The 16,970-nt window shown below is 63.4% G+C and carries 17 protein-coding genes and 1 pseudogene; 9 read left to right on the top strand and 9 right to left on the bottom strand.

From position 1 onward, the window contains the following. The first annotated feature begins 21 nt into the window (after positions 1–21). The 3 genes from NLM31_RS03165 to NLM31_RS03155 are packed head-to-tail and all read left to right on the top strand — an operon-like array spanning position 22 to position 2,755. A complete protein-coding gene (locus NLM31_RS03165) occupies positions 22–1,257 on the top strand; it encodes a hypothetical protein (protein WP_254191431.1) in 1,236 nt (411 codons plus the stop codon). 13 nt (positions 1,258–1,270) lie between these two features. After that, a complete protein-coding gene (locus NLM31_RS03160; RefSeq protein ID WP_254191430.1) occupies positions 1,271–1,831 on the top strand; it encodes a hypothetical protein in 561 nt (186 codons plus the stop codon). A gap of 51 nt (positions 1,832–1,882) precedes the next feature. Further along, complete coding sequence (locus NLM31_RS03155; protein ID WP_254191429.1) at positions 1,883–2,755, top strand: hypothetical protein; 873 nt, start codon at positions 1,883–1,885, stop codon at positions 2,753–2,755. A gap of 12 nt (positions 2,756–2,767) precedes the next feature. Here NLM31_RS03155 and NLM31_RS03150 read toward each other — a convergent pair whose 3' ends face one another. After that, positions 2,768–4,108, bottom strand: a complete 1,341-nt coding sequence (locus NLM31_RS03150; protein WP_254191428.1) for an IS1182 family transposase — start codon at positions 4,106–4,108, stop codon at positions 2,768–2,770. Positions 4,109–4,276: 168 nt separating this feature from the next. Between NLM31_RS03150 and NLM31_RS03145 the strand changes: the two are divergent. From NLM31_RS03145 to ftsZ, 3 genes and pseudogenes are all read left to right on the top strand, one after another. After that, positions 4,277–4,445: pseudogene (locus tag NLM31_RS03145) on the top strand (phospholipase effector Tle1 domain-containing protein); the annotation flags it as partial. Positions 4,446–4,616: 171 nt separating this feature from the next. Then, on the top strand, positions 4,617–5,231 hold the full coding sequence (locus NLM31_RS03140) for a hypothetical protein (RefSeq protein ID WP_254191427.1): 615 nt from the start codon (positions 4,617–4,619) through the stop codon (positions 5,229–5,231). 52 nt (positions 5,232–5,283) lie between these two features. Continuing rightward, the gene (gene ftsZ / locus NLM31_RS03135; protein WP_254191426.1) at positions 5,284–6,540 is read left to right on the top strand and encodes a cell division protein FtsZ; all 1,257 of its coding nucleotides are present in this window, start codon (positions 5,284–5,286) and stop codon (positions 6,538–6,540) included. A gap of 242 nt (positions 6,541–6,782) precedes the next feature. Here ftsZ and NLM31_RS03130 read toward each other — a convergent pair whose 3' ends face one another. The 3 genes from NLM31_RS03130 to NLM31_RS03120 form a co-directional block, all read right to left on the bottom strand. Beyond that, entirely contained in the window at positions 6,783–7,463 is a 681-nt protein-coding gene (locus tag NLM31_RS03130; RefSeq protein WP_254191425.1) for a hypothetical protein, read from the bottom strand. 140 nt (positions 7,464–7,603) lie between these two features. Further along, entirely contained in the window at positions 7,604–7,882 is a 279-nt protein-coding gene (locus NLM31_RS03125; protein ID WP_254127864.1) for a DUF1488 domain-containing protein, read from the bottom strand. 240 nt (positions 7,883–8,122) lie between these two features. Continuing rightward, positions 8,123–8,419 carry a hypothetical protein gene (locus NLM31_RS03120; RefSeq protein ID WP_254127863.1) on the bottom strand — a complete coding sequence of 99 codons (297 nt, stop codon included), beginning with the start codon at positions 8,417–8,419 and terminating at the stop codon, positions 8,123–8,125. Between the two features lie 422 nt (positions 8,420–8,841). Here NLM31_RS03120 and NLM31_RS42930 point away from each other — a divergent pair, with 422 nt between their 5' ends. The 3 genes from NLM31_RS42930 to NLM31_RS03110 all read left to right on the top strand — a co-directional run bounded on the left by NLM31_RS42930 (position 8,842) and on the right by NLM31_RS03110 (position 11,120). Next, on the top strand, positions 8,842–8,976 hold the full coding sequence (locus tag NLM31_RS42930) for a hypothetical protein (protein ID WP_256560985.1): 135 nt from the start codon (positions 8,842–8,844) through the stop codon (positions 8,974–8,976). 224 nt (positions 8,977–9,200) lie between these two features. After that, complete coding sequence (locus NLM31_RS03115; protein ID WP_254191424.1) at positions 9,201–10,535, top strand: DUF2235 domain-containing protein; 1,335 nt, start codon at positions 9,201–9,203, stop codon at positions 10,533–10,535. 339 nt (positions 10,536–10,874) lie between these two features. Continuing rightward, complete coding sequence (locus tag NLM31_RS03110; RefSeq protein ID WP_187437594.1) at positions 10,875–11,120, top strand: PilZ domain-containing protein; 246 nt, start codon at positions 10,875–10,877, stop codon at positions 11,118–11,120. A 47-nt stretch (positions 11,121–11,167) separates the two neighbouring features. Here the strand turns inward: NLM31_RS03110 and NLM31_RS03105 are convergent, their stop codons facing one another. From NLM31_RS03105 to cobT, 5 genes are all read right to left on the bottom strand, one after another. Then, positions 11,168–11,575, bottom strand: coding sequence for a hypothetical protein (locus tag NLM31_RS03105; protein ID WP_254191423.1), 408 nt, complete (start codon positions 11,573–11,575; stop codon positions 11,168–11,170). Between the two features lie 160 nt (positions 11,576–11,735). Then, the gene (locus NLM31_RS03100) at positions 11,736–12,848 is read right to left on the bottom strand and encodes an NADH:flavin oxidoreductase/NADH oxidase (protein ID WP_254191422.1); all 1,113 of its coding nucleotides are present in this window, start codon (positions 12,846–12,848) and stop codon (positions 11,736–11,738) included. Positions 12,849–13,163: 315 nt separating this feature from the next. Then, positions 13,164–13,859 (bottom strand): hypothetical protein, encoded by a 696-nt coding sequence (locus NLM31_RS03095; protein ID WP_254191421.1) that lies wholly within the window; start codon positions 13,857–13,859, stop codon positions 13,164–13,166. Positions 13,860–13,962: 103 nt separating this feature from the next. Continuing rightward, a complete protein-coding gene (locus NLM31_RS03090; protein WP_254191420.1) occupies positions 13,963–15,033 on the bottom strand; it encodes an esterase-like activity of phytase family protein in 1,071 nt (356 codons plus the stop codon). Further along, positions 15,030–16,934: a cobaltochelatase subunit CobT gene (gene cobT / locus NLM31_RS03085; RefSeq protein WP_254191419.1), complete on the bottom strand. Its 1,905-nt coding sequence runs from the start codon at positions 16,932–16,934 to the stop codon at positions 15,030–15,032. Before cobT ends, NLM31_RS03090 begins: the two co-directional genes overlap by 4 nt. Positions 16,935–16,970 lie beyond the last annotated feature (36 nt).

The following is a 16,970-nucleotide window of genomic DNA, read 5'->3' as shown; positions in this document are numbered from 1 at the left end:
ATTTCCAGATGGGGAAGAGACATGAGCAAAACTTACAAGAAGACTATCCAACAGGCACTTGGGCGCGACCCGGTTCATCCATTTCCGGCCAGAATGGCCCCGGGAATCGCACTCGATATCCTGACCAATGAGCAGGACAGAATTCGAGTTCTCGATCCCATGATGGGCTCTGGGACGGTACTTGCGATGGCACGAGCAAGCGGTCATTCGGCGATAGGTATCGACATCGATCCGCTCGCCGTTCTGCTCGCACGCGTTTGGACGACGTCGGTAGACGCATCGCAGGTTCGAAAGGTTGGCACTAGCGTCTTGGAACGAGCGAAAGACATCTTCCCTACGCGGAATGTCGGCGATGCTTATCCGCGACATTCGGATTTCGAAACTCGTCGTTTTGTTCGCTACTGGTTTGACGACTACGCTCGCCGTCAATTGAGTTCGCTGGCTGAGGCGATTTTTGACGTAAAGAGCGATTCCGTGAGAGACGCATTATGGTGCGCTTTCTCGCGTCTCATCATCACTAAGCAGGCTGGCGCGTCGCTAGCGATGGACCTATCGCATAGCCGGCCTCATCGCGCATTTGAAAGCGCGCCGATAAAGCCATTCAATAAGTTCCTTGCTGCGGTCGAACTCGTGCTCAAGAACTGTATCGCCAAGAACGAGCCCGATAAGGGACCGGCCACCCGGACAATCCTCGGCGATGCTCGCGACCTTCCAATAAAGGCCGGCTCCATTGATCTTGTATTGACGTCTCCACCCTACCTAAATGCAATCGACTACATGCGCTGTAGCAAGTTCTCGCTGGTCTGGATGGGGTACACGGTTAGCGAACTGGGGAATATTCGCACCGAAAGTGTCGGCACAGAATGCGGGGATCAAGATGCCAGGGACGATGAGGATATTAGAGAAATTATTTCGGAATTGAGACTGTCACCTAAGCTTTCCACCCGTCACGACGCAGTGCTAGCTCACTATATAGATGACATGATGCAAGCTGTCGGTGAGGCAGCGCGCGTTCTTTCTCAGGGTGGGAAGGCAGTATACGTCGTTGGCGAGAATACGGTCCGAGGCACGTTTATTCCCAATGCAAAGATCGTAACTGCTGTCGCCGAGCGATCCGGCTTACAGACTCAGCGGCGGCGCGCGCGCACGCTTCCTGCTAATAGGCGATATCTCCCACCTCCTGCCGCGAAGCAGGCAACTGATTCCATGGATGGGCGGATGCGTCGCGAAGTAATCCTCTCGTTTGTGAAACCTTAATGGCGAGAGCTCAATGGATGCGTTTGAGCAAGTCGTTGCAGAAATCCTCTGGTTGCAGGGGAATTGGGTCCGAACGTCCATGAAGGTAGAGTTGAGCAAAGAGGAGAAGAGAAGAATCGGACGGCCATCATCCCCTCGATGGGAGCTGGACATTGTCGCTTATAGTGGCCGAGACAACGTGCTCTCTGTCGTTGAGTGCAAGAGCTATTTAGACTCGTACGGGGTGCAAGCAAAAGGATTTGACCTAACAGCGCCGGAAGCTAGTCGATACAAGTTGTTCAACGATCCTGTGCTTCGCGATACGGTGTTTTATCGCCTTAAGCGGCAGCTCTTCGAGGCCGGTTTCTGTCCCGACAACCCTGAGATACGGCTCTGCCTTGCTTGCGGGAAAATTGACGAGAAAAGCAGAACTACGATCGAAGCGCACTTTCGTCGCAACCGATGGGAATTGTGGGACGAGATCTGGCTAAAAGAGCACTTAGCCTTCATTGCAAAGAGAGGTTACGAGAATAACACCTCGGCAGTCGTATCCAAATTGCTCCTTCGAGGCGAGCTCTCTCGGGAAGGCACTTGAAGAGATTAGATTGTTCAAGACAGCGCTACACTCCTACATCTAAAGTTTCTCATGATAGAATTGCACGAGCGGCTGTCCGAATTCTCCTATGGGTATGGTGCGACCAGAGAGGCAGAAGACCTATTATTGAGTGTGGGCATCAAAACCGTACCTTTCCTACCAAGCCTAATACAGGAGAAAGACCTCGGGTTTGATGTCAGTTTCAGCAAGCCCGGCGTGCCGCTGCTTCTCCAGTTCAAGCTTGGACAATCTCTTGAGAAGTTTGTCCGCACGGATAAGCGCTTCCCTGCTCCAGAGGTTAGCCGGCCGTTCTTTAGATTCTCGATAGATACAGCGGAGCCCGACGGACAGTTTGAAACCTTACTGAAAGCAGAGTTGGATGGGGCCGAAGCATACTATGTAGCGCCTAGATTCGTGGACTGGCCTCAGTACGCGACATTCTATGAAGAGAGGGAAATCTTAGACCAGTCGGTGATGATCTCCCCCGTGAGCATACGCAATGCACTGATTGCAAAGAACTCTCCTGATGGCCCGCACCGCATTGTATACGACCGGCGATCCGTTCACGTTTGCTCCGAGCCGTCTAAAATTGAGGAAGTCCGCGCGAGCTCGATCGCCGACGATGTTCGCCGGCGAGTAAGCGACGAATCTCAGAGCCTTGGCGATGTAATTTGGCACATCTACGAAGGTTTTGAGAATCGATCTGAGTTACGGCGCAGTCGCCTGCGTGACCCAGGTGTTGCTTCGGCTCCAGAGACTTCAACTCGAATGCCCGATGATCGCCGTCGCGCGCAGAGGCGTGATCGTCTCGAACGCTTGAAAGCGCAAGCGCGGAGCGCCGAAGATGCGATCGGTGCTGCTTTGGGTCTCGAATTGTGGGCACTAGGAGCCCGTCCAGATATCTTTCTGGTTGGCGCATTTTGACACGAATCCCGCTCATGCGGCCCTTGCGAGGTTAGCGAGCTTCACGAGGTTGTGGGCGGTGCAGATCATCGCCCATTCGGCACGCACGTTGGCCAGGCCCCGCAACAGGAACTGGCGGAAGCCGCGTGCCTGCTTGATCTGTCCGAACACCGCCTCCACGATCTGCTTTCTTAGCCGGTAGGGGGTGTCGAAGCCGCCATCGGCAATCTTTTTTCTCATCGCCTGTGTCAGCGGTCCGCCGACCTTGCCGTTGTCGGCGGTGGGGCGCTTGGCGCGTCCGGTGGCGATGTAGCCGTCGATCCCGCGCTGCTCGAGGCTCGCAAGATTGGCCTCGCTCAGATAGCCGCTGTCGGCGGAAGCTTGTTGTGGCTTGTGGCCGAGATTGGCTTCGATGCCATCGACCAGCGGCACCAGTTGGCCATGGTCGCTCGTGCTCGGCGTCAGCCCGTGTGCAACGATGATCTGCGCTTTGCCATCGACGGCCGCCTGCGCGTTATAACCCTGGATGAAGCCGTCCTTGGTTTTGAGAATGCGGCTTTCAGGATCGGTGAAGTTGCGCTGTGCCTTTGCGGCAGGCTCGTCGGATGGCGGCGCGGCGGGCTTGCCGGTCTTCTTGCGACCCTCAGCCTCGCGGCTCTTCTGCTTCTCGGCCTCGATGCGACGCTCCTCGTCGGCCGCGGCCTTGGCCTCCGCCTCCAGCTCAGCCTTGGCCGCAGCGATCCTGGCGATCCGCTTCTGCTTGTCGGCGACCCAGTCGGGCAGTTCGTCGCCACGTTTGGTGCCGTGCAGCTTGTCGTCTTCGGCATCCGCGGCCTCGGCGGCGGCCAGCCAGCGATCGACCTCGGCCTGCAGTTCGGCTTGGCGCTTCTTCATGTGTCCATAGCTCATCGCCTTGTGTTTGGACGCATTCGCCCTGATCTTGGTGCCATCGAGCGCGACATGCCCAAGCCGTACCAGCCCAGCCTTCTCGGCGAGCTTCAACACCTGCACGAATAGCCCGGCCAGCTGGTTGAGGTGCCGCTTGCGGAACTCGGAGATGGTGCGGAAGTCCGGCGCATCGAGGGCTGCGATCATCATGAAGTCAGCGCGCTCGATGCACGCCTTGGCGATGCGCCGGGAGGAGTAGATGCCGCTCGCATAGCCGTTGAGCAGCAGCCCCACCATCAGGCGCGGATCGAACGGCGGCTGGCCGAGCGCACTCGTGTAGCTGCCGCTAATCTCGGTGAGGTCGAGGCTCTCCCGCACCAGTTCCACGATGAACCGTGACAAGTGGTCCCTTGGTACGAAATCCTGCACGCTGGGCGGCAGAAGCTGCGGCTGATCAATCTTCCAGAGGCGAAAATACTTGCTCATCGCCGCCAATAGAATCAGAAACCCACCCAATTGAACAGGGACTACTCGGACAGGCTCCTAGGGGTTCAATTGCTTCTTGCAAGCAGCGAATAGCGTAAGGAGATTGCGCTCCATTGATCTCATTTTCCGCTATACTCGCCCCGGTAGCATCACTCGGAGGCGCGTCTCGTGGACCACGCGCACGAACCCGTACCCAAAAACCTCGTCGTCTGCTGTGACGCCACCGGCAACGAGATCGCGGAGAACATCTCCAACGTCCTGAAGCTCTCGCTGCCTGCGCAAGGCCGCCAAGACGCAGCCGCGACAGATGGTGCTCTCCGATCCCCGGGTCGGCTCTCCGAACCCCGGGTCGGCCTTCCGATCCCCCGGGGGTGGCACGGTGACGGCACCCGTAAACAGCACGGCGCGCGTGTTAACCATGCATTAACCAACGCAGCCTAGCCTGCTGCAATCGTCCAGCCATCATTAGCCCGAAATGCCTTCCCGGTTTGCTCCAGGAGAAGCGCCGATGTCTGTTGCGTTGTTGACGTATGCCGATCTGGGTGCCCGCCTCAATATCTCGCGCGAGGCCGCGCGGTCGCTGGCGCGACGTCGCCGCCTGCCGCGCTCGCGTTCTGATGACGGCAAGGCGCTGGTGAGGGTTGATTTCTCCGAGCTGCGGTACACGCCCCGCCCGCGAACGGGCCGCCGGGCAGATCCCATCGATCACTCCATGGCAAGGATCGAAGCGTTAGAGCCATTTCCGTTCCGACGGAGTCGGAACGGGGCTCTAGATTCTTATTCTGACGCGTTTTCCTTGCGCGAACCGGTCTCCACTTCGCTCGAAAACGCTTCTGAGACCGAGGCCTTCAAGGCGGAGATTGCGCGGCTCGAAGACGTCGCAACCGCCTACAGGGTGGTGTTCGAGCGCGAGCGTGAGCGCGCCGAGCGCCTCGCGGTCGAGCTGCAGCAGGCGGGCGCCGAGACGAAGGCAGCCAATGCGTGGGCAACACGACTGGAAGACGAAATCGCGGCACTGCGGACCGAAGGCCGCCCTGGCGGCTCGTTCGCGGGACGCGCCGCGCTTCGCTTGGGACATCTGGCCGCTTCGATCGTGCAAGCAGACCGCGCGGCCCGCAGATAGCATTCGAAACTTTCTCTAATCCCCGGCTTGCCGGAACAATCGCGAGAGAAGAATGACTGGCACCACCGATATCCATGAAATGAAGGCCCGCATCGTCGTGTTCGGCGTCGGCGGCGCCGGCGGCAATGCCGTGAACAACATGATCACGGCCGGGCTGCAGGGGGTCGAGTTCGTCGTCGCCAATACCGACGCGCAGGCGCTGGCCATGTCGAAGGCAAGCCGCCTGATCCAGCTCGGAACGAAGGTGACCGCGGGCCTCGGCGCCGGCTCGCAGCCGGAACTGGGACGCGCCGCGGCCGAAGAGGTGATCGATACGATCCGCGATGAATTGACCGGCGCGCACATGGTGTTCGTGACGGCCGGCATGGGCGGCGGCACCGGCACCGGGGCCGCCCCCATCGTCGCGAGGATCGCGCGCGAGCTCGGCATTCTCACCATCGGCGTGGTCACCAAGCCGTTCTACTTCGAGGGCCAGCGCCGCATGCGCTTCGCCGAAGCCGGCATCGAGGAGCTGCTGAAGGCGGTCGACACCCTCCTGATCATCCCGAACCAGAACCTGTTCCGGGTGGCCAGCGAGAAGACCACATTCGCCGATGCCTTCGCCCTTGCCGACCAGGTGCTCTATTCGGGCGTCGCCTGCATCAGCGACCTCATCGTCAAGGAAGGCCTGATCAATCTCGATTTTGCCGACGTCCTCTCCGTCATGAAGGAGAAGGGCAAGGCCATGATGGGACGGGGCGAGGCTTCGGGTGAGAAGCGCGTGCTTGCCGCCGCCGTGGCCGCGATCTCCAATCCGTTGATCGAGAATCCCTCGATCAAGCGCGCCAGCGGCCTCATCATCTCCATCACCGGCGGCAAGGATCTCATGCTGTACGAGGTCGACGAAGCCGCGACCCGCATTCGCGACGAGGCCGACCCGGATGCCAACATCATCGTCGGCGCGTCCTTTGACGATAGCCTCGAAGGCATCGTCCGCGTCTCGGTGGTGGCGACCGGCATAGATAATCTCGACGCGGAGCAGGCGCTGCCGGTGGAAACCGCCCTCGCCCAACTCGCCGGAAGGCTGCGCAATGACGGCCGGCGCATCGCCGATCGCATCGAGCGCAGCGCACCCCTTCCGCAAGGAGAAAGCCCGCCGCTCCGCCCGCAGCCGCATCATCCCGTGGGACCACCAGCAAGGCCCGGCCTGGAGTATGCGCGCCACGCGGCGATTGCGCCGCTCCATCCCTCCGGCCGCGCCCCCGCGCGCAACGCGCCCGACGAGGCCGTTCTCGATATCCCGGCCTTCCTGCGCCGCGCCGCCAACTGAGCGGTGGCTGGAGGAGGGATTACCGGGCTCCAATGCCGGACATGGACTGCCGCTAAGCGGCTCCAGAGCGCGATGAGATCAGGCGAGGCTGGTTTGCCTTGAAGAAGATGCGCTCCCGCTTGCGCGGGACGGCTCCCGCATATGGCAATATGGACGGCCTAAGCGCGCGCCTCATCCTGAGGAGCCCGCCGAAGGCGGGCGTCTCGAAGGATGCGCCGCGACGAAGCCAGCGCGCCGATGCTTCACGCTGCCGTGCTGCGCGGGCTCTCTGTGGTTTCCGTCTTGTCCGCCTCCTTGTCACGGGACAGCCACGCCGGGAAGCGAAGCAGGCGCTCGTTGGTGTCTTTCGGCAGCTCGACGGGCGGCGCTTCATTGGCCGAACTCGGCAGATCCGGCACCGCCTGTCCTGCTCGCACCGCATCCGCGCGCTGATCCAGTTCGCGCAACAGGGGATCGAGCACGCTGTCGATCTCGCTCGCCACCGACACCAGGAAACTATTGAGCTCACGCGCCTCGGGTACGACTGCGGTCGCCTGCTCGATCGCCTTGGAAAGGCCGTCGACGACAGGTGCAAACGCGCCGGCGGCTTGCATGATTCGCGTCTTGATCGCTTCGATCTCGCCCAGGACGCGCTCGCGCTCCCGCTTTTTCTTCTCCTCGATGAGGCGGGCTTCGATTTCGGCGATCTGGGCCGTCAGGGTCGTGGCTTCGGATGCGAGTGCATCGCGTCTTCCGCGCGCGCGATCGAGATCGCGGCTGAGATGGTCGACTAAGTCGTCCTTTCCGAACATGGCTTTGCTCCGTAGGACAGGCGTTTTGCCTTGTAGGACGGCCCTGGCGCGTACCGCCAGCCTCGCCACCGACCGGATGGCCGGATCGGCCGAAACCGGCACCAACTTCAGTCGCGTCACATGGGCCGACATGGTGAATCCCCCATCACCAACATTAGGCGACCGCATGGTTAACAGATGGTTAATGTCAACAACCGATGCTGCCACGGGGCATCATGCCGGCGTGCCGGGTCGCCTTAGACAAGGTCACCTTCGACAAGGTAGCCTGCTCCCTACCCCCGAAAATCAATGCTCCGCAGCACGATCCCCGGCGGCGTGCCCTCGAACTCGGTCGCGCGGTACTTGCTCGCCGCGCGCGCTTCGATGCGGTCGCGGAGGCGGGTGAACTGCGCTTCGCGCTGCTCGGGGCGGGTCTGCGGGCCGCGTTCGAGGGTATCCATGGCGGAGGTCGAGATCGCGCAGGGGACTTCCTTCGCGCCGTCCTGCATCGAGAACTGGACGATGCCGCGGTCCTGTTCGTGTCCGATGAAACGGCCGCTGGTGAGGGTCATGGCTTACTCCTGTTACGCGGGTTGTTTCGCGGATCGATGATCGCTTGACGTCGTCCTGGCCTTGGTGCGCAATTGCGCACAGGCGCCAGGACCCATTACCTCGGTCAGCTCTGGCGAAGCACGCTGTGGCACAAGCCTGCGTAACAACTCGCTTCGGTGGCTATGGGTCCTGTCGTTCGCCAGGACGACAAATTTACTCCGCGCACGGGCCGTGATTACCGCAGGCGGCCCACGGCTTCCTCAGCTATCCCCGCCAAGTCTCGCAAAGTCGTCGAACAACGCGGCGACCAGCGCGCGGTGGCGGGTGTCCTCGACGGGGAGGCTTGCGGCATAGAGGTTGAGCAGATGGCGCGCCTTGACCGCGGCCTCGGGCCACGACATCGCCGGCACCGTCAGCATGCGGCTTTCGAGCTCGGCCTCGCGCTCGCGCAGCTCCCTGACATGGGTCTCGACCTCGGCCAGCGCACGGCGCAGATCGGTCGCCTTCTGCGCGGCCATGCCGCGGTGCTTGTCGAGATCAACCGGATGGTCGGTCATCGGCGACACGCGCGACGCCGGAACGGATGCCTGGATGTGACGATGTCACGCCGCGAGCGGATGGTCATGCGCGCCTGCCTTTCGCAAAGAGCGGCCCCAACCGACGCCTGCCGGCTGCGACCATGCGCCCGTTGCACGGCAATAGCCAGCACTATCGCCGCCGCGCGCGTGCGTCGCGGTCGCAGGCAACAGCGCTCGCGCGCGACGGTTTTAGTCCTCGCTATCGGGGAGGTGCAGGCGTAGGCTCGATCGCGTCAGCGCCACTCACGCAATGGTCGTTAGTCCATATCGCGCTGCATCTTCCGCGTCTCGTGCGCGCGGCGCTTCGTTGGCTGACACTCATCGCGCACGTTATCTGGTCGCGGCTCGCGCATACGGCAGCGCCAATCTTGCGAATTCGAACCCCGGAGGAGACGGACGTCATGCCCAAGGGACAGCAACGCAGCAATCGCGAAGTCAAGAAGCCGAAGAAGGACAAGATCAAGGCGATCGCCGCGGCACCAAGCCGCAAGGACGCGGCCTGGCAACCGGAGATCGGTCAGGGGAAGAAGAAGTAGGTCTTTCGCCTCTCCCCGCGTGCGGGGAGAGGCCGGGATTTGCGCAGCAAATTCCGGGTGAGGGGGACTCTCCGCGAGTCCAACTCTCACCTCCCTCGCGGAGCCTCCCCCTCACCCCAACCCTCTCCCCGCAAGCGGGGCGAGGGAGCACGCCACCCTCGTCTCCTCGCCGTCGCGCTTTTTTGCTATGCTCGCCCCGGTAGCATCACCCGGAGGCGCATCCCGTGGACCACGCGCACGAAACCGCACCCAAAAACCTCGTCATCTGCTGTGACGGCACCGGCAACGAGATCTCGGAGAACATCTCCAACGTCCTGAAGCTCTATCGCTGCCTGCGCAAGACCGACAGGACGCAGCCGCGGCAGATGGTGTTTTACGATCCCGGGGTCGGCACGGTGACGGAGCCGTCGACCTGGAACAGGTGGAAGGCCAACATCAAGCTGGTGCTGGGGCTTGCCACCGGCTACGGGCTCGATGACAACGTGCTCAATGCCTATTGCTTCCTGGTCGAGCATTATGCGCCCGGCGACCGCATCTATCTGTTCGGTTTTTCGCGCGGTGCCTACACGGTTCGCGTGCTGGCGGGGCTGATCCACAAGGTCGGACTGATCTCGCCGGAGCAGGCGAACCTCGCAGGAAGTGGCCTCGTCGCCTACAAGCAATATTCCGGGACCGGGCATGGCAACGACATCGAGGACCTCAAGAACATCGCGGTCGACGACGAGGGCCCGCTGCCGAAGGACGCATTCGACCTCGCCGCCCAGTTCGCGCGCATCACCTCGACGCGCTGGCCGACCATCCATTTCATCGGCGTGTGGGACACGGTGGCGAGCGTGATCGTGCCGCGGCGCGACGTGTTCTTTCTCGTGTTCAGCCTGGAGGAGCTCGCCTTCACGCTGCGCAATCCGAGCGTCAACATTTTCCGCCAGGCGATCGCGATCGACGAGCGGCGCTGCATGTTCCGCCTGAAGGCGTATGAGGAGCCGCAGGAATACTGGAGCAACCGCTACGTCCCCGACGAGAAGAAGGAGCCGCAGGACATTTTGCAGGTGTGGTTCGCCGGCGTGCATTGCGACGTCGGCGGCGGCTATCCGGAGGCCGAAAGTGCGGAGTCCAAATATCCGCTGATCTGGATGATCGAGGAGGCGGCGAAGGCCGGGCTGAACTTCAACCCGCGCACCGTGAACCAGCTCGCCTGGGGCATCCAGCGCAAGAACTCGCCGTTCTCCTATGTCGGGCCCGCGTTTACCGGCAAGGCGGGCATGCTGCACAATTCGATGAGCGCGGCCTGGCGCGTGCTGGAGTATTTGCCGAAGAGCGCGAAGTACAAGGAATGGCCGGAGCGGAAGGTGTTTTTCGGCTTCTACATCCCGGATTGCGAGCCGCGCGTCATTCCCGAAGGCGCGCATGTGCATGAGAGCGTGTTGAAGCGGATGGCGGTAGAGCCGGATTATCGGCCGGTGAATATGCCGAAGGATTTCGTGACGGTGCCGATGCCGGTGGCGCCGGGGGGCGGTGTTGAGGCGGAGGCGGCTGGGGAGGTTGTAGCGGAGACGTGAGGGGGCACGCTGACGCTACACTCACGGTGTCGTCCCGGCGAAGGCCGGGACCCATACCCCCAGGGAGGGGTTTGGCGAAGATTCGTCGTTGGTACTTTTACCTTCCGCAATCGTGAGATCACGCGGTATGGGTCCCGGCCCCCGTAGGCCGGGACGACAGCGGAGTTTGGGGCGCCCTGAGGGGCAAGAGCCCTAAGCTTAACCCGCTACCGCCACTTTCCTCAATCGCCGCTACTTTTCATTAAAATTCTCCGCCCCGCCTTAGCTTCATCGCATCAACTGCTCCTCCACACTCGGAACCTGCCACCGCGCTGTCCGCGGTATTGGAGGAGAGTGCCAATGCATCCGCGCCGACATGCCCGTGTGAAGCCGTCGGGCCTGGTGTCCCGCCAGGCCAAAATCATCACCGACCCGCGCGCGCCCATCATCGTCTGTACGCTGGTGGACTATTCGCCGGGCGGCGCCTGCATCGATCTCGGTGGCCAGGTGAAGATTCCCGATCGGTTCGAGCTGCTGCATGTGAACACCAAGAAGCGCTGCCGCATCGCATGGAAGCGCGGCACGCGGGTGGGTGTGGTGTTTTAGAGGAGAGCTGTTCGCTTACCCTCCCCTGGAGGGGGAGGGTAAGAAAGCTACGCCCGCATCCGCGCTTTCGCACCCGCGACGATCTGCATCGCGACGCCGGCGATCCAACCCAGCAATACCAGCCAGCTCAACGCGCCCTCCGCCTCCAGGCGCAGCACGATGACGGCGACCGACGCGAGCGCTGCGAGCGTGGCGCAGAGGGTGCCGGCGGAGCTCAGGAATTCCGCGGCGTCGATGTGGCTGTGCGCCTCGTCGAAGGGCAATTGCGGCGTGTCGATGCCGAGATAGAAACCGACGGCGCCGAGCAGCATCATCAACAGCAGAAAGCCCTGCGTGGTGAGCGATGCGATCGCCGATCCGACATAGGCGCCGACGAACAGCCCGCACGCCGCGCCGGCCATCGCGAGGCCCACGCGCTCGAGAAAGTGCGCAGTCTTGCGAACACGAAACCGCATGGCCGGCCTCCGTGATGCCCCGAACGGACGGAGGTTAGGCCAGATTTGCGACGGGCGGAAGGTGAGGAGAGTTACGGATGCGTGAGGTCCGGTTCACTCCCTCTCCCCGCATCCGCCTTCGCCAAGGCTTCGGCGGACGAACGCGGGGAGAGGTGAGAAACTACCGCGCTCCGAACGTGGTCTTGCCGAACAGCGCCTTCTGCGTCGAGGGCTGCGAGCGCCAGTATTGCGGTGGGGCCTCGACTTCGCCGCCGATCTCGGCCGCGGCGTGCCAGCCCCAGCGGGGGTCGTAGAGCATGCCGCGGGCGAGCGCGACCATGTCGGCCTTGCCGGACGCCACGATGTCTTCCGCGTGCTTGCCTTCGGTGATCAGGCCGACCGCGATGGTCGGCAATCCCGTCTCGCGCTTGATGGCGTCGGCGAACTGCACCTGATAGCCGGGGCCGAGCGTGATCTTCTGCTGCGGCGAAACGCCGCCGGAGGAGGCATCGATCCAGTCGACGCCGCGCGCCTTCAGCGCCCTGGCAAATTCGATGGTCTGCGCCAGATCCCAGCCGCCCTCGACCCAATCGGTCGACGACACCCGCATGCCGACCGGTTTTTCGCGCGGGAATACGGCCCGGACAGCATCGTAGATCTCGAGCGGGAAGCGCATGCGGTTCTCGAGCGAACCGCCATATTCGTCGGTGCGCTTGTTCGAGATCGGCGACAGGAATTGATGCATGAGATAGCCGTGCGCGCCGTGCAGCTCGATCGCGTCGATGCCGATGCGCTCCGCGCGCTTCGCACTGTCGACGAAGGCCTCGCGGATGCGCTTCAGGCCGGCCGTATCGAGCGCCACCGGCGCGGCCTCGCCCTCCTTGTGCGGCAGCGCCGACGGCGCCACCGTCTGCCAGCCGCCTTCGCTGATCGGAATGAGCTGGCCGCCGTCCCAGGGCCGCGCGCTCGACGCTTTGCGGCCCGCATGCGCGAGCTGCATCGCGATCGCCGTGCTCGAATGTTTCCGCACCGAGGCGAGGATCTGCTTCAGCGCGGCCTCGGAGGCGTCGCTGTAGAGCCCGAGGCAGCCCGGCGTGATGCGGCCGATCGCCTCGACATGGGTGGCCTCGATGCAGAACATCGCCGCGCCCGACAGCGCGAGATTGTTGATGTGGGTGAAATGCCAATCGGTGGGAACGCCGTCTTCGGCCGAATACTGGCACATCGGCGACACCACCAGACGGTTCTTCAAGGTCAGGCCACGCAGCTTGATCGGGGAAAACAGGGCGCTCATGCGGGGGATCCGGAGATGGAGGGCGATCGGGGCGGATAAAAGCAATTGCATGAAGTGTAGTGGGGGATGCGCGGATTGCGAGGTGCGCGGGGGACATGGCGGATGGCGGGGCCATGCATTACGCAGCGGGTTTGGCGTGAGGTAGCGCGTAAAATTCCGCTGTCGTCCCGGCGAAGGCCGGGACCCATAACCCCAGGGAGAGGTTTGGCGAAGATTCGCAGTTCGGTACTTCTACCGCTCGTGATCGACAGATCACGCGGTATGGGTCCCGGCCTTCGCCGGGACGACGGCGGAGAATGTGGCGACGAGCGACCCTTACGGCAATTCCTCGAACTTCCCCGGCTGCGGCTTGCCCATGCGGATCTTGCCATCGGGCAAGAGCTCACCATCGGCCTCCGCCGAGAACTGGATCGTATTGCCGCCGCCGTCGCGCTTCGAGGCCTTGCCGAGCGGACCGAGCTTGTCGGCGAGCGCGGTGTCCTCAGTGACGAACACGCGGTAGTCGGTGAGGTGGAAGCGGCGCGGCGCGAGCCAGGTCAGCGCCGGCACGGAGCTGCGCATGTCGAGATCCTTGGCGTTATCGGCGCTGATGCCGGTGGCGTCGCGGAACAGGTCCGGACCGTCGAGCAGTTTCGCGCGTGCGCCGTCGATGGCGTAGACGTTCAGCGTGACGATGTGGCGCTCACTGCGGAACGACACCACCAAGTAGCGCGAATCCGCCGACCACGCCGCGTGGAAGGCATCCGGCGCGGAGTCGAGGATGTTGTCGTCGGTGACGTTGTCGAGCGTCGTCAGCTTGCGATGCGCGGGCTCCGCCATCAGCGAGAGGCGGAAATTCTCCGAACCGGCATCGCCCTCGCCATGCGCGGCAACGGACAGCTTCCCGCTCGGCGCCTTGCCGCCGAGGATGATGGCGTATTCGCCCTTGCCGTATTTGTGCTCGGCCGTGGCGAAGGCGGGCGATGCGGCGAGGGTGAGGAGAAGGGCGAGGACGGCGCGGCGGTGGGGCATGTGAATTTGTCGCAGGACTGCGTGCGGCGTTCAAGCCCGCCGGCGCTCCGCGGCGGCGCGATTGCGAACGGCGGTTCGTGCCTTACTGCGCTCCGGCTCGCGTTCACTCCGCCAGCGTGAACTGCAACAGCAGCGTCCGCTGGAGCAGCGAGAAATTGTCGTCCGACACCATCGTCAGCACGGTCTCGCCCTCGGCCGTGACATGGGCGTCGATGCCTTCCATGTTGTCGATCTCGTGGCCGAGATCGGCCTCGAACAGCACGGGGCCGTCGACCACTGCGCCCGGCGCGATCGACTTCAGCTGTAGCGAGCGGATGCGGATGTTGATGCCGGTGAACCAGGAGAATTTGCGCTCGAGAATCAGCAGCTGGCCTGACGGCAGCAGCACGGCGTCGCTGATGAACTGCTTGTCGGTGCGCCTGATGCTGAACTGGCCGGGCGACGGGCCGCCGATCAAAAAGCCGATCAAATTGCCGTCGGCATCGAAGCCGCCTTCCGACATCGCGATCAGCGTGCCCGCGAGCGGCTGCCCCTTCATGTCCTTCGGCACGAACACCAGCGCCTCGAGCCCCTTGTTGTAGGGCAGCTTGCGTAACCCCGGCGGTGTCGGCACCACCTCGCCGCGGGCGCGGGTGCCGCCCTTGGCGAAATCGAAGCGCATGATCTGGTTGACGCGTTCGAGGCCGACATAGACGAGGTTGCCGTCGCGCGCGAGCGACTCGGTGTCGTACCAGAGCCGCTTTTCCGTGATCGGCCGCCCCTCGGTGTTGAGCATCGGCGCGGCCTCGACGTCGTCGAGCCCGATCATCCTGCTACCGGAATAGCGGATGCTGCCGGTGAACCAGGTGCCTTGATCCGACAGCGCGAGAAACCGCGCGCCCTTGTCGTCGAGGAAGCGGAAGCCGGACAGGCCGCCAAAGCCGCGATGCGGCGAGGTCAAAACCAGCCCGCTGCGATAGACGAGCTGACCGAAGCGCGTGCGCACGCGGTCGCGCGGCTCGAAATTCGGGATCGGCCGCGCATTGACCTCGATGCCGGCAGGCTCGGTAACGGCGTGCTCGGGCTGCGCCGGCTTAGGCGCGGCCTGCGCTTGTGCGAGCCGGGAAAGAGCGAGAGTTGAAAATCCCGCCGCCGCGTGGCCGAGAAAGAGGCGGCGGGATTGCTTGTTGCTCACGAATGCAGTTTGCGTCGCGGGCGATTGGCCGGTTGCGTGGGCGCGGTGTTGGTCTCGCTGAAGAGTTCGGCGAGTTTTTCGGTGATGGCGCCGCCGAGCTCTTCGGCGTCCACGATCGTCACCGCGCGGCGATAGTAGCGCGTCACGTCATGGCCGATGCCGATCGCGATCAGCTCGACCGGCGAGCGGGTCTCGATCTCCTCGATGATGTGGCGCAGGTGCCGCTCGAGATAGTTGCCGGGATTGACCGACAGCGTGGAATCGTCGACCGGCGCACCGTCGGAGATCATCATCAGGATCTTGCGCTGCTCGGGCCGGCCGAGCAGGCGCTTGTGCGCCCAATCCAGCGCCTCGCCGTCGATGTTCTCCTTCAGCAGCCCTTCGCGCATCATCAGGCCAAGGTTTTTCCGCGCACGGCGCCACGGGGCGTCGGCGGACTTGTAGATGATGTGGCGGAGATCGTTGAGGCGACCGGGATTGGCCGGCTTGCCGGCGGCAAGCCACGCCTCGCGCGATTGCCCGCCCTTCCAGGCGCGCGTGGTGAAGCCGAGGATCTCGACCTTGACGCCGCAACGCTCCAGCGTGCGCGCGAGAATGTCGGCGCAGGTCGCCGCCACCGTGATCGGGCGGCCGCGCATCGAGCCGGAATTGTCGAGCAGCAGCGTCACCACGGTGTCGCGGAACGTCGCCTCCTTCTCGTGCATGAAGGACAGCGGATGATGGGGATCGGTCACGACGCGCGACAGGCGCGCGGGATCGAGGATGCCCTCTTCGAGATCGAACTCCCAGGCGCGGTTCTGCTGCGCCATCAAGCGCCTCTGCAGGCGGTTGGCGAGACGGGCGACGATGCCCTGCAGATGCGCGAGCTGCTTGTCGAGATAGGCGCGCAGGCGCTCCAGCTCGTCATGGTCGCAGAGATCTTCGGCCGCGATGACCTCGTCGAACTTGGGCGCGAAGGCGTGATATTCCGGCCCGCGCGGCTCGTTCTTGCCGTGCGCGTTCGGACGCGTCGCCTCGCCCGGCGTCTCGTCGTCGCCGAGTTCGCCGTCGTCGAGCGTATCCGAGGTCGAGGCCTGCGCGCTTTCCATCGCGCTGTCGCTCATCTCTTCCGACGACGCCTGCGCCTGGTCGGCGCTCATCTCCTGCGCGGCATCGGAATCGGGCGAGCCCTCGGCGCCGGACTGATCGTTGTCGCCGTCCTGGTTCTCGTCGTTGTCGTCATTGTCTTCGCTGTCGGCGCTGCGCTCGTCGCCGAGCTCGAGCGCAGTCAGCAGATCATGCACGGCGTCGCCGAACCTGGTCTGGTCCTCGACGAGGTTATCGAGCCGATCGAGCCGCTTGCCGATCTTGTCTTCGAGAATCGGACGCCAGAGATCGACCATCTTCTTGGCGGCCGTCGGCGGCGCCATGCCGGTCAGGCGCTCGCGCACCAGCATTGCCAGCGCATCAGCCAGCGGCGCATCGGCGCGGTCGGTGATCTCGTCGAACTTGCCGCGGTGAAAATGATCGTCGAGCATCGCGGTGAGATTCTTGGCAACGCCGGCCATGCGGCGCGCGCCTATCGCCTCGACACGGGCCTGCTCGACCGCCTCGAACACGCCGCGCGCCTGCGGATTGCCGGGCATCAGCTTGCGATGCAGCTTGGCGTCGTGACAGGCGATCTTGAGCGCGATGGAGTCGGCGTGGCCCCGTACGATCGCGGCATCGCGCTTGGTCATTTTTCGCGCCGGCTCGGGCAGCCGCGCCTTGCCGGGCGCGAGGCCCGGGCGCTCGGCCGCGAAGCTCACGTCGAGCTCGGGCGCCTTGGCGATCGCCTTGAGACACGAGGCCACCGAGCGCTTGAACGGCTCGGTCGGCGCTTCCTTGGTGTTGCGGAATTTGGAGTTGGAGGGCGTGCTCATCTCGATCTCACCGTCGTCCCCACGAAGGCGGGGACC

The organism is Bradyrhizobium sp. CCGUVB4N, assembly GCF_024199945.1.
Taxonomy (GTDB): domain Bacteria; phylum Pseudomonadota; class Alphaproteobacteria; order Rhizobiales; family Xanthobacteraceae; genus Bradyrhizobium.
The sequence above is the reverse complement of the archived record's forward strand: the minus strand, read 5'-3'. Positions and strand labels throughout refer to the sequence as shown.